The organism is Cellulosilyticum sp. ST5 (genome assembly GCF_046529625.1).
Lineage (GTDB): Bacteria > Bacillota > Clostridia > Lachnospirales > Cellulosilyticaceae > Cellulosilyticum > Cellulosilyticum lentocellum.
In genome coordinates this window covers 2730683-2746064 of sequence record NZ_CP132338.1, presented here as the reverse complement: position 1 = coordinate 2746064, position 15382 = coordinate 2730683, and the positions used below count along the sequence as shown (strand labels likewise).

The 15382-nt window shown below is 35.0% G+C and carries 20 protein-coding genes; all 20 read left to right on the top strand.

Translation table 11 applies throughout. The features are described from left to right. Positions 1 to 43 precede the first annotated feature (43 nt). The 20 genes from QTL86_RS13610 (at position 44) to QTL86_RS13515 (ending at position 15381) form a co-directional block, all read left to right on the top strand. Entirely contained in the window at positions 44 to 319 is a 276-nt protein-coding gene (locus tag QTL86_RS13610; protein WP_410495142.1) for a hypothetical protein, read from the top strand. Beyond that, a complete protein-coding gene (locus tag QTL86_RS13605) occupies positions 309 to 611 on the top strand; it encodes a phage head closure protein (RefSeq protein ID WP_410495141.1) in 303 nt (100 codons plus the stop codon). Before QTL86_RS13610 ends, QTL86_RS13605 begins: the two co-directional genes overlap by 11 nt. Further along, the gene (locus QTL86_RS13600; protein ID WP_410495140.1) at positions 598 to 1041 is read left to right on the top strand and encodes a hypothetical protein; all 444 of its coding nucleotides are present in this window, start codon (positions 598 to 600) and stop codon (positions 1039 to 1041) included. The genes QTL86_RS13605 and QTL86_RS13600 overlap by 14 nt, the downstream gene beginning before the upstream one ends. Beyond that, positions 1038 to 1418: a hypothetical protein gene (locus tag QTL86_RS13595; protein ID WP_410495139.1), complete on the top strand. Its 381-nt coding sequence runs from the start codon at positions 1038 to 1040 to the stop codon at positions 1416 to 1418. The genes QTL86_RS13600 and QTL86_RS13595 overlap by 4 nt, the downstream gene beginning before the upstream one ends. 7 nt (positions 1419 to 1425) lie before the next feature. Next, positions 1426 to 2304, top strand: coding sequence for a hypothetical protein (locus tag QTL86_RS13590; RefSeq protein ID WP_410495138.1), 879 nt, complete (start codon positions 1426 to 1428; stop codon positions 2302 to 2304). Between the two features lie 11 nt (positions 2305 to 2315). Next, positions 2316 to 2642: a hypothetical protein gene (locus QTL86_RS13585; protein ID WP_410495137.1), complete on the top strand. Its 327-nt coding sequence runs from the start codon at positions 2316 to 2318 to the stop codon at positions 2640 to 2642. A gap of 11 nt (positions 2643 to 2653) precedes the next feature. Further along, a complete protein-coding gene (locus QTL86_RS13580) occupies positions 2654 to 2908 on the top strand; it encodes a hypothetical protein (protein WP_410495136.1) in 255 nt (84 codons plus the stop codon). A gap of 14 nt (positions 2909 to 2922) precedes the next feature. Then, on the top strand, positions 2923 to 5337 hold the full coding sequence (locus QTL86_RS13575) for a phage tail tape measure protein (protein WP_410495135.1): 2415 nt from the start codon (positions 2923 to 2925) through the stop codon (positions 5335 to 5337). Positions 5338 to 5341: 4 nt separating this feature from the next. Next, positions 5342 to 6166, top strand: a complete 825-nt coding sequence (locus QTL86_RS13570; RefSeq protein WP_410495134.1) for a distal tail protein Dit — start codon at positions 5342 to 5344, stop codon at positions 6164 to 6166. A 12-nt stretch (positions 6167 to 6178) separates the two neighbouring features. Continuing rightward, positions 6179 to 7744, top strand: a complete 1566-nt coding sequence (locus QTL86_RS13565; protein WP_410495133.1) for a phage tail spike protein — start codon at positions 6179 to 6181, stop codon at positions 7742 to 7744. Positions 7745 to 7756: 12 nt separating this feature from the next. Continuing rightward, a complete protein-coding gene (locus QTL86_RS13560; RefSeq protein WP_410495132.1) occupies positions 7757 to 8383 on the top strand; it encodes a hypothetical protein in 627 nt (208 codons plus the stop codon). Positions 8384 to 8385: 2 nt separating this feature from the next. Continuing rightward, positions 8386 to 8694 carry a hypothetical protein gene (locus tag QTL86_RS13555; protein ID WP_410495131.1) on the top strand — a complete coding sequence of 103 codons (309 nt, stop codon included), beginning with the start codon at positions 8386 to 8388 and terminating at the stop codon, positions 8692 to 8694. A 15-nt stretch (positions 8695 to 8709) separates the two neighbouring features. Then, on the top strand, positions 8710 to 8838 hold the full coding sequence (locus QTL86_RS13550; RefSeq protein WP_410495130.1) for a hypothetical protein: 129 nt from the start codon (positions 8710 to 8712) through the stop codon (positions 8836 to 8838). A 67-nt stretch (positions 8839 to 8905) separates the two neighbouring features. Next, on the top strand, positions 8906 to 9139 hold the full coding sequence (locus QTL86_RS13545) for a hypothetical protein (RefSeq protein WP_410495129.1): 234 nt from the start codon (positions 8906 to 8908) through the stop codon (positions 9137 to 9139). Continuing rightward, positions 9140 to 9421 (top strand): hypothetical protein, encoded by a 282-nt coding sequence (locus tag QTL86_RS13540; protein WP_410495128.1) that lies wholly within the window; start codon positions 9140 to 9142, stop codon positions 9419 to 9421. Then, a complete protein-coding gene (locus QTL86_RS13535; RefSeq protein WP_410495127.1) occupies positions 9387 to 9593 on the top strand; it encodes a hypothetical protein in 207 nt (68 codons plus the stop codon). Before QTL86_RS13540 ends, QTL86_RS13535 begins: the two co-directional genes overlap by 35 nt. Beyond that, positions 9586 to 10221, top strand: coding sequence for a M15 family metallopeptidase (locus tag QTL86_RS13530; protein WP_410495126.1), 636 nt, complete (start codon positions 9586 to 9588; stop codon positions 10219 to 10221). Before QTL86_RS13535 ends, QTL86_RS13530 begins: the two co-directional genes overlap by 8 nt. A 155-nt stretch (positions 10222 to 10376) precedes the next feature. Continuing rightward, positions 10377 to 10706, top strand: a complete 330-nt coding sequence (locus QTL86_RS13525) for a hypothetical protein (RefSeq protein WP_410495125.1) — start codon at positions 10377 to 10379, stop codon at positions 10704 to 10706. A gap of 600 nt (positions 10707 to 11306) precedes the next feature. After that, the gene (locus QTL86_RS13520; protein WP_410495124.1) at positions 11307 to 12998 is read left to right on the top strand and encodes a S8 family peptidase; all 1692 of its coding nucleotides are present in this window, start codon (positions 11307 to 11309) and stop codon (positions 12996 to 12998) included. A gap of 10 nt (positions 12999 to 13008) precedes the next feature. Then, positions 13009 to 15381 (top strand): hypothetical protein, encoded by a 2373-nt coding sequence (locus QTL86_RS13515; RefSeq protein ID WP_410495123.1) that lies wholly within the window; start codon positions 13009 to 13011, stop codon positions 15379 to 15381. Position 15382: the final 1 nt, after the last annotated feature.

The window sequence follows — 15382 nt, the reverse complement described above, 5'->3', positions numbered from 1 at the left end:
TTAAAAAGCGAAATAGTATCCGCGATAATGGAGGTGATGTGATATGGAAAAAGTATTACAACTTCTTAAAATGGACTTAGGTATTTCTCATACATTGAGAGATACCTATTTTAATGCATTATTATTATCTTCAAAGGCAGAAATAGAGAAAAAAGGAATTGTATTAGACTTAAATAATATAGAGGATCAAATGCTTTTATCAGACTATGCTACATGGATATATAGAAAAAGAACAGACGATATACCACTTGCAAGAAACTTGGAACTTAGAATCAAGAATAGAATAGTAAAAGCAAGAGGTGACAACTATGTGGGATGATGTAATTGAACTTATTAGTGAAACACACACAGATGATGACGCAGGGGATTCTATTCCTAATGGCAATAATAGACAATTATTTTGTAATAAAAAGTCAATAGGACAAGCTGAGTTTTATCAAGCTCATTCAGAAGGTTTCAAACCAGAAATAAAAATACAGTTAAATAAGCTAGATTATCAAGGAGAGAGAAAAGCAATTTATGATGGCAAGGAATATAAAATCATTAGAACTTATGAAGATAATGATTTTATTGAAATTACATTAGAAGGTGATGTACATGTCGGTTCCTAAGTCTGTAGTAAAAATCAAAAGGGATGGAATTGAGTACATTTCAAGCGTGGACTATACGCAATATACAATTAAAGAGCTTATAAGAGCAGCTTTAAGAGATTGTGGTAAATTGTTTTGTAACAGGTTTAAACAATCTTATTATTGGAGATTTAAACGTAAAAAAGGCAATGTGAGTAGATACACACAATACTGGGTGAGGAGCAAACAAGAAACACCTGATTTATTAGTGGGAATTAAGCCAAATGCTTTTTATGGTGGGTTCCAAGAGTTTGGTTCATCTAAAACCTCTAGGCTAGGATTAATGACAAGTACAGTACAAGACAATATAGACACCATGCAACAGATACAAGCACAGTATTTAAGTGCATTAAATCAAGATAATCCCAATGTACCCAACGAGGGTGATTATGAAGGAGGTGCTGATGATTGAGCATACTAGCTATATTTGATAAAACTAATGAGCTAAAAAAAGCTTTAACTAGCATTTTAAAGCAAGTACATAGTAAGGCATATTATCGTAAAGCACCTAGCACAACAGATTATCCTTACTTTACGTACTATCTAAGACATACTAAAGCAGAACATCAATATGACTACTTATGGGAAGTTCATGTATGGACTAGGGATATAAAACTAGCTGAACAACTAGCTGACAGCATAGAAGAGTTTGATAAATGCTATTACAGTGATGGTAATCAATCTTTTGATGTTGATTTAAATAGCAGGAACAATATTGATGATGAGGACAAGGAGATACAACATATCGTACTCCTTTTTAATTTGACTTATTTTAATGTGAAAGGATGATAAAAGTATGGGACTTTTTAAGAAAAGAATGACAGGTTATACAGAGAAAACCATGACAGATTTACAAACAGGAGCAGGTGCTTACTTTAAAGACTTTGATGTAGAAACAGATACTTTTGCTAGTGCAGTAGCAGCAGGTAAATTGATAGGTGCTACCCAAGGTGGTGGAAGTTTTACAGCTAAGCCTACTATTACACCAATCGAAGTTGATGGTGTGCCAAGTGCTGCTATGGGTATGGAGGAAGTAGAAGGTTGGGAAGTAACAATGCAAGCCAACATTATGGAAGTTACAGCAACTAATATTGCTAATGCCCTTGGTGCTTCTAAAACTTCTAATGTTAAAAATGGTACTTACAAGAAAATTGAAGGTCGTATGTACATTGAACTTTCTGACTACAAAGGTAATGTTACTTTTTTAGGTGACGTTAAAGGCTATGATGAACCTATGATTATCCAAGTATACAATGCACTGGCTACAGATGGTATTAGCATTAATCCACAAGATAAGAAAGTATCTCTTATTCCTACTACGTTCAAGGGCCATGTAAGTCCTACGGACTACGAAGTACCTCCATTTGCAATTTTTGTACCAGTAGCAGGTGCAACACTTAGTGCTACATATGCAGTAGGCACAGAAGAAGGAACAACTAAAGCTACTGTAACAGCAAGTAAGACAGGAAATACGTTTAGCTATATTGTAGGTACAGAAGATACAGAAATTGCAGAAGTAGGTCAAGTATTGGATGGTGGAACGACATACACAAGTGAAGCAGATATTGAAGTAGAAGAAGGACAAGTTATCTATCTATTTGAATTAGATAGTGAAAGTAAAGTAGTTCAATTTAACATGCATACAGTGATTAAATCAGAGATTGCTACGATTTAGGAGGAATAGAAATGAAAAAGTTAACAGGTAAACATTTATTTGCAATGGCTAAAATCATTAAGGCTGCTAATCTTAAGGATGAACTTGGAGAAGTTATTGCTAAGGCTCAGAAAGGTGAAATGAGCACTGAAAAAGCAGGAATAGAAGGCATGATGGCAGTTATTACTGCTTGTGGGGATGATAACGTTGAAAAGAGAGTATACGAACTTTTAGATGATGTATTTGAAGCTAAAACAGCAGATATGAGTCTTGAAGTGATCGTGGCTAACTTTAAACAATTAGCTACAGAAAATAACTTAATGAGTTTTTTCAAATCTGCAGGTCTTTTAAAGCAGTAGAAATAAGGGACTTGCTATTTAAGAGATATGGAGGGGCAGTACAAGAAGTATTGTCCCTTGATTTTGAAGATTTTATAGAGCAAATCAACTTTGTTATAGATGAAAAAGCTGAGGAAGATGTACGTCAAAGATGGCTAAATGGATATCAAAATATGAGCTTAGATGAATTTAAGCAAGCAATGCATTATAGAAAGCCAAGCGAATGCATGATTGAGCAGAAGCCTATCGAAAATGTACTTGAAGATCTTCTTTTCAAATTTAGATAGAGAGGAGGTAAATCATGAATATATTCACACTAATGGGGACTATTTTAGTTGATAATACAGCAGCTAATAATTCTATAAGTTCAACTGGACAACAGGCAGAAGGATTGGCAGGTAAGTTAGGAACTGGATTAGCTAATGCAGCTAAAATAGCAGGAGCGGCTATGATTGCTATTGGAACAGCGGCTGCAGGTATGGCAATTAAAGCAGTAAGCGCAAGTGATGAATGTCAAAAGGCATTGAATACTTTACAGACTCAAACTGGTGCTACAAGTCAGGAAATGGATGGCTTAAAAGAGTCTTTGCTCTCAATCTATGGCCAAAATTATGGAGAAAGCTTTGAGGATGTGGCAACTGCACTAGCTAGTGTAAAGCAGCAGACGGGATTGGCAGGACAAGAACTAGAAGGATTTACAACCAATGCATTAGCATTGAGAGATACATTTGAATTTGAGGTTACAGAGTCAACTAGAGCAGCAGATATGATGATGAAGCAGTTTGGTGTAACTGGAGAAGAAGCTTTTAATCTTATTGCTCAGGGTGCTCAAAATGGCTTAGATAAGAATGGTAATATGCTAGATTCTATTAATGAGTATTCAGTGCATTTCAAACAATTAGGCTTAAATGTAGAAGACATGTTTAACATGATGGGCAACGGTGCTAAAAATGGTGTATTTGACTATGACAAATTGGGTGATGCCGTAAAAGAGTTTGGAATTCGCTCAAAGGATGCTAGTAAATCTACAATCGAAGCTTTTGAGAGCTTAGGATTAGATGCTGAAGAACTTACTCAAAAGTTTGCTAATGGTGGGGAGGGAGCAGAGGAAGCATTTAAGCAAGTAAATAATGCCCTGGCAAATTGTGACGATAAGATTATCCAGAATCAAGCAGGTGTAGCACTATGGGGTACTATGTGGGAGGACATGGGGTCAGAAGTAACACTTGCATTAACAAATGTAAATGGCGAATTTGACAAGACAAAAGAAACTATGGATTCAATTAAAGAAATCAAATATGACTCATTTGGTGAAGCTATGGCAGGTATAGGAAGGCAAATAGAAGTAGGTGTTTTGGTACCACTTGGTGATAGCTTAATGCCATTACTAAATGACTTTGCGAATTGGATTAATTCTAATATGCCAGAGATACAATCTGTAATAGAAATAGCCATGAGTGGTGTAAGAACAGCAATAGAAGTAGTTGGAACTGTGTTTGATGCATTGGTTAACTCAATCCAATATCTATTACCAGTTTTACAACAACTTGCCCCTATTATTGCAGGAGTTGCAGCAAGTTTTGCAGCTTTTCAAGTCATTACCACAGTAACCTCTTTATTTACAATGCTTAGTGGTGTAGTAGCAACAGTTACAGCAGCAATAACAGCAGCAGGAGGAGTAACAGCAGCGTTAGGTGTAGCATTAGGAGGCATTTCAGCTCCAGTAATTGCAGTAATTGCAGCAATAGGAGCTTTAGTAGCCGCTATTGTTTACTTGTATCAAAATAACGAAGAAGTCAGAATGGCTATAGACCAAGCATGGGCAGCTATAAGAGAATGTTTTAGTTCAGCTATACAGTTTATAACCGGAATAGTTAATGCATTTGTCGAGTGGTTTAAGCAATTCTGGCAAGCTTATGGGGACAATATTAAAGCAATAGCGCAATCTATTTGGGATTATATTGGAGCTATATTTAAGACAGCATTTGATGCAATAAGAGATATATTTAATATCTTTAGCGCTGCATTCAAAGGGGATTGGGAAGGTGTATGGGAAGGAATTAAGACATACGCTTCTAACTTGTGGGATAACCTTAAAGGAATATTTGATGCATGGCTAAATGCACTTGTAACATTGGTTAAGAATATAGGCCCAATTCTATTTGATGCAGCAAAGATGATATTTAACAAGCTTTGGGATGGAGTCAAATGGGTATGGGATCAGTTAACTACATGGCTTACAACAAAGTTAAACAACATAGTAACCAGTGTTAAAAATATAAATAGCAATATGTTTAATGCAGGTAAAGAAATCTTCAATAAGCTTTGGGATGGTATTAAAAACGTTTGGAATGGTATATCTAGTTGGGTTAGCGACAAAGTTAACTGGATTAAAGACAAGGTTATGTTTTGGCAAAAAAGTGAATCTAGTATGGATAAAGGTAAGGTAGATGGAAGTCATGCAGGGGGTATAAATAACGTACCTTATGATGGTTATTTGGCTGAGTTGCATAAGGGAGAGGCTGTGTTAACAGCAAGCGAGAATAATGCTCGTCGAAATTCTGAAGAAACAACAGAATCAAACGTGCAGCCTATAGTTATTAAGATGTATTACCCTCAAGTGAATAGCAAAGATAGTATTAGGACTACTAGCAGGCAACTTAGAGAGCAGATAGTAGGTGGAGATAGAGCATTAGGATTAGTAGGAGGTAAATGAGAGTATGGGATTAAGTAGAATAGGAAGTATGACTTTTGCAGGTGTAACAGTTACTAACTTAGACTTTAACCTCAATACTCCTAAGTTGGTAAGTGTAGATAGAGCATGCAGTCCGACAATGCAATATGAAGAGTTTACAGCCCCTTATAGGAATGGTAGTAAATATTATGACAATAGATATGATGACATAGAAATAAAGGTCGTAATAGGATTTAATGGTACTGCTACAGAAAGGCAAGCTAAGATTACTAATTTACTTCAACAGTGGATAGGTAAAGAGGATAAGTTAATCTTTGCCGATAGACCTAATCTTTTCTACAAAGCTAGATTTTACAAGAGCGTGACAAATAAAGATAGTGGTACTTTTACGCAAATTACAATCACATTTATAGCTAGTTTTTGTTTGTATGAGTTGTATGACGATTTAAGAGATTATCTAGTGGCTAATCTAACTATGACAGCAGATAGCATAGGAGCGTTAGTAAATCGTGCTATATGGGAGAATATAACGTCATACACGGTTAAAACCATAAGTAATAAAGGAAATTTTGAAGCACAACCATTATTTATTATAGATGGTACTGCTACATTGCTAACATTAGAAGTTAATAATGCAGAGTTTAGTATTGCAAATTTAAACGGTACAGTTTTTGTAGATACAGAAAATATGAACGTGTATAAAGTAGTAAGCAATCAAAAAGTATCTGTATTACCACAGTGGCAAGGGGTGTTCCCAACTATTCCAAGTGGTGAAAGCACTGTTTATATTGGTGGAACAGACTTGAACGTATCTATTACAATAGACTTTAAAAATACTTACATAGTATAAGGAGGCTAGATAATGCTTAAGATAGAAAATGCAGAGGGCACAGTACTAGCCTTCTTGAATAATTTGACAGAAGCTAAAGTTAAAGAGGTTTTAAATGGAGAGTATGTTTTGAGTTTTGTAGCCACAATAGATCATCTTAAAACTGGTTACTTATATGATGAATCCAATCTAATTAACTATGATAATGACCTATTTAGAGTTAATCTGATTGAAGAGTTGCATGATGAAGATAATATGCTTACAGTGGCAGTTGAATGCGAACATATTAGTTATGATTTGATAAATAATATAATGAATGACTTTAATCATACTTATGCCAGTGCTGCTGAGGTGATGGCTTTATGTTTGATTGGTACTAATTTTACATTAAGAAGTTGCGATATTACAGAAAAAACAGATATACAGTACACAGAGCAATGTAATAGTAAGCAAATCAGTATTGCAATAGCTAATAACTGGCATGGAGAGCTTAAGTATTATAGACACTACATAGATTTACTACAATCACGAGGAGCTAATAGAGGAACAGGCTTTATATTTGGTAAGAACCTTAAGTCTGTTAAGAGAATTATTAATAGAGTAGACAAAACAATTAGTTACGAAGTAGAGGTTGTGCAAGGAAGTGAACTAGAAGAACTAGGGCACTATGAATTAGGTGATACGGTTAGAGTAACAGATCAAAGGCTTAATGTAGATATTGAGTGCAAGATTATAGAAATAGAAAAAGATATTCTTACTGGACTTAATGGAAAAGTGGTTATGGGTGATGCCATAAAAGACATGCGAAGCAGTTTTTCAAGCGTTAAGCAAGATATTGAAAAGGTTAAAACTACTATTCAAGAGAGTGCTCCAAATTGGAATAGAATAGATGATGTACTTAATGAAAAAGGAAATATTGTTCTTGGCAAGCTTAATTCTCTAACTCAGATAGCTTCTAAAATAGTAAATTCCACAGGCACGTTTGAACACAGGGACAATGCCCTATATTGGCAAGACCAACCTACAAAAGAAGCTAGCACATTCGCTACCTTGTGGGGAGCAAAAGGGCTTGTGTTTGCTAATAATAAAGATGAACAAGGTGAGTGGGTGTGGCAGACTGCATTAGACAGTAATGGCCTTACAGCCACAAGTATTACAGCAAGTGCTTTAAATGCATTAAGTGCACAGATAGTAAGTATAGTGGTAAATAACCTAATCGGTGCAACAATAACAGGAATAACAATAGAAGGTTCTACTATTTATGCAGGTACGAGGTTAGATGGCAACTATATGGAGATAACTGAAAGTGGGGATATAAATGGATATGCTAACACAAATGGTGTAACCCGGAGAACCTACTCCATAATTAAACGGTCCGAAGGACGTATGAACTTAGGTACAAATTTAGATGATAGAACTGCTAATGCATTAAACATAGATGGAGCTGCAGGTTCCATACTTTCTAGAAATGGCCCTCTTTCCCTAACTGGGTATTTCGGGGGAACCTCCACATCATCAATTGTCCTAGGGAATGGCAGGGTAACAATAGACGGGGATGTACATATAAATGGAAACGTCTATGCAAACAATATACAATAGGGAGGTAGAGTGATGGATTTAACAGTTTTAAACCAACTAGAAAAAATTTATCCTACTCAAGATTCTGGAGCACAAGCAATTAGTAAGCTTATAAGAAATCAAAATATTATAGTAAAAGGAATTGAAGATGCTCAACTTATAGAGGGACCACAAGGACCTGAGGGGCCACAAGGTGAGCAAGGTTCTCCTGGTAATTCACCGTACATAGGTGAAAATGGTAACTGGTGGATAGGTGAAGTGGATACAGGAATAAGTGCAAATGCAGCTATAAGCGTTCAAGAATTGCAGGAACAAATCAATGATTTATTGACTAAAACACAAATTCCATTACCGTATAATTCCGGGTTTATAGATTATGCTACTAGTGCATTAGAGTCTTATGTAGTTAAAAACGGGCTTAATGAGTGCAAGTTAGTAATAAATGCAAAACCAAGCACAGGGCAATTTAGCGCAGGACAAACAGCTATAGCTACATTACCTAGTGGATATATTCCTTCTAAAGGTTATAGCGTAGGTGCTAGGAATAGTGCTATGACTGGGTGTAGCGTAGAGATATTGCCAAACGGGACTGTAAATGTATACACAGCCAGTGCCAGTGATTATGTGTTTGCTGTTATTCCATATGATTTGGAGGTGTAATAATGTTGTTTGGCATAGTTATAAATGAACAAGGATATAAAGTAGCTTTTGTTTGTGTAGATGAACGTGATAATATTCTGCATTATACTCTTAAAGAAAACGAACAGCTTATAAAAGATGATTGGCAGATTGCTAATGCAATGGGTAAGCCACATTGGACGGGAACAGAATGGGAGGATGAAGAACCACCAGAACAAATTGATATTTGTCCAAGCCCCACGTTAGATGATTTAGTGGCAGATGCCAATGAAACTAGATCAAGGTTAGATACTGTAGAAAATGCAATATTAGACCTACTTTTAAAAGCTTAGAAAGGAGGAATAACTATGTATCAATTTTTATTAAACATGTGGATTGTAGGAAAAATTGACGAAGCTTATCTTGATAAGATGGTAGAAAAAGGCTACCTTACAGCAGAAGAAAAAGAATTAATTCTAGCAACACCACAAAAATAACCACATAGGGCATAGAAGAAGCATCCGAGAGGGTGTATTTTTTATGCCTTTTTCTAAGGAGGTAATTATGCAAAATGCTTATTGGGTTATAAGTTTAGGAATAGCTATGCTAGGTTTTGTTTTTGGCCAAATGCAAGGGCAAAGAAAAAGAGGTTATGAGGATGGAGTTCTTAAAGCTTCGTTGGATACTCTTACTAATAAGGTAAACGAACTATCTGTTAAGATAGATGATATTAATATAGGAGAATTGAGACAACGTGTAAAAGCATTAGAGAAGTCGGTTTTTAAGGAGCGTGAGTAAATGGCGCTAAAATGGGTAAGCAAACCTAAGAAGAAAAAGAAAATCGAATACAGTAAACGCATAGTGGCTATAGTGCTTAGTTTTTGCATTGTAGTCACTTTGTTCAGTATGGGAGCTATGATTTATATAAGAGACTTATCAGCCTTGTCTACGCTGATTATGAGTGTATTTGGTGAGACAGGAGCTGTTATAGCATTTTATCTAAAGAAAGCAGAAAAAGAAAATATAGCTAAGGGGGCGAAGAAAAATGAAAGTGAATTGGAAACAGAAGTTAACATCTAGGAAGTTTTGGGCGGCAGTAGTAGGGTTTGTTACTCCTATCCTAATTGTATTTAACGTGCCTAATTTAACTATAGAACAGGTCACAGCTATTATTACAAGCGGTGGTGCATTAATAGCCTACATTATAGGTGAAGGGCTTGTAGATGCGAATAGAGGTGGTACAGATGAGTAATGTAACTAGTGCATGTAGAGATATTAATAGCTTGCAACCTCTAGCAAAAAAAGCTTGTACATTATTTCTAACTGCCTGTGCTGAAAGAGGTATAGATATATTCCTTACGGAGTGTTATCGTAGCCAAGAACGACAGGATTATCTATATGAGCAAGGTAGAACAAGACCAGGTAAAATGGTAACTTGGACAAGAAATAGCAATCATAAGGGTGGTATGGCTTGGGATATAGCTTGCAAGGCTCCTAACGATCTATACGATAAGAAGATAATTGCCAAGGCTGGTGCAGTAGCCAAGGAATTAGGTATAGAATGGGGAGGTACATGGACCACACCTGATACACCACATTTTCAAATTTCTAAGGATTGGAAAGAACCGATTAAACAGGATCATGATTTAATTAATGCAGTAGCTAAAATTATTAGCAAGGGGATTTCTATTAATGCTACTAACTGGAATGATTTAGCTCGAATTAATTTAAAGAACGTAGATGCTCTACTATTAAAGCTAGGTGGATTAGATAAGTTAGTGGCTACAGGAATTATAGCTAATCACTATATGTGGCGCACAGGCTCATATAATGCCAATCATGTACGCTCACTTTTAATTAAATATGCTTCAAAACTATAGGGTGCCATTAGGTGCCCTTCTTTTTTTTATGCCTAAAAACGTAGATTTGTTTTAAAAGTATAGGTAAGCAATTGCGGATTTATATAAATAAAGCTTGATTTATTATCTGAATTATATATTATTATATAAACAACATATAATTGGAGGTGCTTTTCATGGTAGAACTTATTGAAGAACATGTTATTAGTGAGGAATATCTCAATATAATCATAAAGGTTAAAGCAATGGAGGTTGGCTTTATAGATGGTAAGAAAGTTGGAGATACGTTTGAATTAGATGAGATAAAAATAAAAGATGGGTATAAAGGAGAGGGTTTTGGTAAGCAATCTCTTGAAAAGTTAAGAGTGTTACTACAAGGTAAGTATGGAATACGTAGAATTACAGGTGAAGCTAGGCATCCAGAAACTAGCTACGATGAATTAGTAGTATTTTATACCAAATGTGGTTATACTGTTAAAAATAGAATGATTGAGATAGTATGGTAGATCTTAAAGGATTACTATAAAAGAATAGTTTAATTAGGCAGGATATAAAAGTCCTGCCTTTTATTATGAATAGTATTGTGATATTAAGGTAATAATAAATTCGTACCTCACAAATGAAAAATGAAAGAAGGTGATGGTATGGAGACAGTATTAATAGTTAGTATTGTAGCAGTTGTAGTTGTAATTATTATACTAGTGATATACCTAGCAAGAAGATAGAAAGAAATAAGTAAGAAATAAGCATACATAAAAGTATGCATAAAGTTGGTAAGGTCTAACCTTATCAGCCTTATGTAAAAGAATTATTAAAAATAATATAAAACTAGTAATATAAATATAACAAATACAACTATAATTTTTAGTTAAATTAAAAAGATAGTTTGCATAAAAGCCACTAGCAAAAGTTAGTGGCTTTTATAGTTGTAAATAAATTTTTACATATTAATATCAACTTAAAGTTACTAAATGTGATACTTAGCATGATAAAATCATACGAGCTTAGTATTTTGCAAAAATATCCTCATAAGTGAATAGGAGTTAAGCATAAATATATATATGTGTTCTAAAGGATTATATAGGATTTTGAACTTTTATAAGGGGGTGTTGAAAATAGAAGAGAATGGTAATATTTATATCTTAATGAACTATGCACTTAGGGATATAAAAAATGTTGAATTACTAAAATCTACTTTTCCAAAACTTATTTTTAAACAAGTTGCATCATATATATATACTGTTCAAGTACCTAAAGAGAGTGAACAAGAATTTGTAAGATTACAACAAGTGATTAATTTTATATTAGAACCAGCGCCCTTTGGGCTTAATGTAACCAACGCATTGGAAGTATCTAATATTTCAATCTTTCATAACTATCCTTATGGTGAGTTAAGAGGAAGGGGGGTCTTGATAGGATTTGTAGATACGGGCATTGATTATACCAATACACTATTTCAAAATGCAGATGGTACTACACGTATTATATCTATTTGGGATCAAACAATTCAGGGCAATCCACCAGAAACCTATGGATATGGAAGTATATATAGCCAAAGGGACATAAATGCAGCATTACAAGCAGAAGACCCTTTTAGTATTGTACCATCAAGGGATGAAATAGGGCATGGGACTTTTCTTGCAGGTATAGCTGCAGGAAATGATCAAACAAACATAGATGGTTTTGCAGGTGGCGCTCCTGATTCAAGTATCGTTATGGTAAAATTAAGGCAAGTCAGTGCAAGAATTAGAGATTACCATATGATTAACAAAGAAGTACCAGCTTATCAAGATACGGATATTTTAACAGGAATTAATTATTTACTGGAGGTAGCATACGACTTAAATAGACCTATTGTCATTTGCATAGGTATGGGTTCAAATTATGGGCCACATAATGGGACGGAGATTTTAGAAATTTTTTTACAAGAGCTTTCTATAGCCCCTAATGTCATTACTGTCATTGCAGCAGGGAATGAAGCAAACAGTGGACATCATTACAGAGGAGAAGTTGCTCTAGGGATGAGCGAAGTAGTAGAAATTAATGTGGGTGAAAACGAAAGTGGATTTATTATGTTTATGATGACAGCTAGCGATAACCGATTACGTATTTCTATAAGAAGTCCACTAGGTCAGGTGATTGAAAGTATTCCCATTTTATCACAGCAGGATCAGACTTATAGCTTTAATTTAGAACGAACCATAGCAACAGTAACTTATCGCTATCCCAGCTTTCTATCAGGGGATGAGCAAATTGTTATTAGATTACAGAATCCAACCCCGGGTATTTGGTCATTAGTGATTTTAGGGGAAATTATAGTAGATGGCGTGTTTCATATTTGGTTACCTAGACGTGACTTTATTGAAAATACCACTAGATTTTTAAGACCTGATCCTAATACAACAGTTCAAATCCCAGGAACACAGAGGTTTTCTCTAATAGTAGGGGCTTATGATTATATAGATGATAGTGTATATATTGCATCAGGTAGGGGACCAACGCCCAATGGTGTTATTAAACCTAATATTATTGCACCGGGAGTCAATATACAAGGACCTAGTCCAGGTGGAGGATTTACAACTTATACTGGTACAAGTGCAGCCGCAGCTATAACAGCTTCGGCCTGCGCATTGCTTTTACAATGGGCAGTAGTAGATAAAAACTCACCTTATATGAATACTGTAATTGCTACAGGGATTTTAGTAAAGGGTGCCAGAAGGCAAAAAAATGTGATGTATCCTAATAATCTCGAAGGGTATGGAAGGTTAGATTTACAAAGTAGTATTGCTGATATATAGGAGGGATATCATGAAATACATTGTGCCCAAGGTAGATGCGATGTTGTGTAAAACACTATTTCTGAAGCAAAGACAGGAACTAATAGAGTTTGGATCTATAATAGAACTTACAGATGATAAACTTGTAGAGATAAAAGAAAGAGTCACTGACATAGAGCCGGATTATGAGTTACTGTTAAAAAAGGTACCCTTTACGACAGTAAAAGGCCTAATACATTTACCAATTATAGTAGCAACGATAGGTAATAGAGTAGATTCAGCAGAGGTAAGTTATGAATATGATTTTTCTTCTCAAAAATGGGAAGAAAAAAATATAAAGGAACAACATACCCCATGGATTTGCTGTTATAGTAGTACCGAAAGAATTTACTCTAGTGAGTACTTAATGGGAATAGAGAAGCTTCATCAAATCGCCAAACAACTTAAGCGTACACTAGTGATTGTTAGTCATATAGAAAGTCAGTTGCCATATTTTAAATCTCATTCATTGATGCAGGAAATTTTCAATCTATATCTAGAAACATATAAGAGTATTTGTATAAATAGCGTAGCTAGGGAAGAAATATATCAATATGAATGTCCACTAAGTGAAAGAAATAAGTTTAATGAAAAGAGAATGATTTATACACATAAGTTAGAGGCTGAGGTTAAGTTACTCATAAAAAAGTGTTTTAGGAAACAAGGCAATGAGTTACTAGAAAATAAAAGTCAAATGTCACTTTATCAAGACAACTTTTATGACCGAATACCACTCAGTCAGAGAATATATGTGCCGCTTAATTTATTAGATGATAAAGATTATAGTTATTACCAAGAACTTGGATTAAAAACAGTTTGTGTGGGTAAAAATTATACATTTATCTATGATGAAAGGCAAAAGATAGATAGCTTTAGACAAGAAATAGCACATCATGTTCCGCCTAATTATATGTCACCTATTTTAACACCTGCGCTGATTCAAAAAGAAGAGGTAAAGCCTCTTAAAGCATATAACCAAGTATCACAAGAATTAAAATATCTAGGAGAAAGTGTTTACATTGGCATTATTGGGACAAAAGGGGTCGATTATAGAAAAAGTTATTTAAGAAATGAATCAGGGACAACACGTATTGCATGTATGTGGGAACAGAAGGAAGGTAACGAGGGCATTTATTATACTTCGAATCAAATTAATGCAGCACTAGCGTTATCTAATCCAGGAGAAAGTGTACCCTTGCCAGCTAGTGAAGAGGATGAAACCTTAATATTACAGATTGCTGGAGGAAAAGATGAACAGTATAGGGGGATTGCTACTCATGCTGAGTTTATAGTAGCTAAAATCAATAAAGCACCTGAAGCTATTAATAGGATTTATGGTGGAGTAGAAGAACAGGAAGGGGTGTTAATGCCAGAAGTTCTAGTGGCAGTACATAAACTCATGGAGCTTGCACAACTTAATAATAAGCCTATTGTAATCTATATTCCATATAGTACCAATATCTCTGCGCATGATGGGAGCAGCATAATAGAACAAATGCTCTCTCAGTTAGCAAGAAAACAAAACTATACCTTTATTATGCCTACAGGGGAGGAAGGTGATAAAAATCATCATAGTATTTTAGTAAGTGATTATGATGTATTAAATAAGGTTTCCTTACAAGTTAAAGAGCAGACACCTTACTTAGTGGGTATTATTTATATAAAATGTATTCAAAATACTGAATTTATGCTTTATCCTCCAAAGGATAATGAGCATGCCATTAAACTAGAAAGAAAAGCCATTACGAATAGAGAAAAGGCCACAATTTATTCAACAGGGCTTTTGGATGATTATAATAATGGCAGTCAATATATATTATTTAGTATAGAGAACATGACACCAGGAACGTGGACAATTGAGATAGAACAACAAGTTGCAACACGAGGAATGATTGATTTATGGCTTTCACAACAACAACTAAATCCTAATGTAACGTTAAGCCCTGCTACGCCATTTACGACATTGGGTTCTAATGCAACTACTGATGGAATTATTAGTGTATCAGGATTCGATGGACAAAACTTTGTAATCTTAAGAAGTGCAGGTAGAGGATTTAATTGGAATGGGATAACTAATCCTATATGTGTAAGTCGAGGGATATCTGTCTTAATATCGGATGATAGATGGAATAATGCAGAAGGAACAGCTATAGCAGCAAGTACACTACTTGGATCTATAGCTTGCCTATATGATAAATGGCAAGTTGAAATGGGGGAGCCAGGAGCTAATTCACTGATTATGAGGAATTTGATACTTAGTAATGTATATCAATTTGAAGACGTTACCTATCCAGATAGAAGTCAAGGTTATGGAGTATACCAATTAGAGAGACTCCCACAAGTATTAGCAACTCCCATAGATTAGG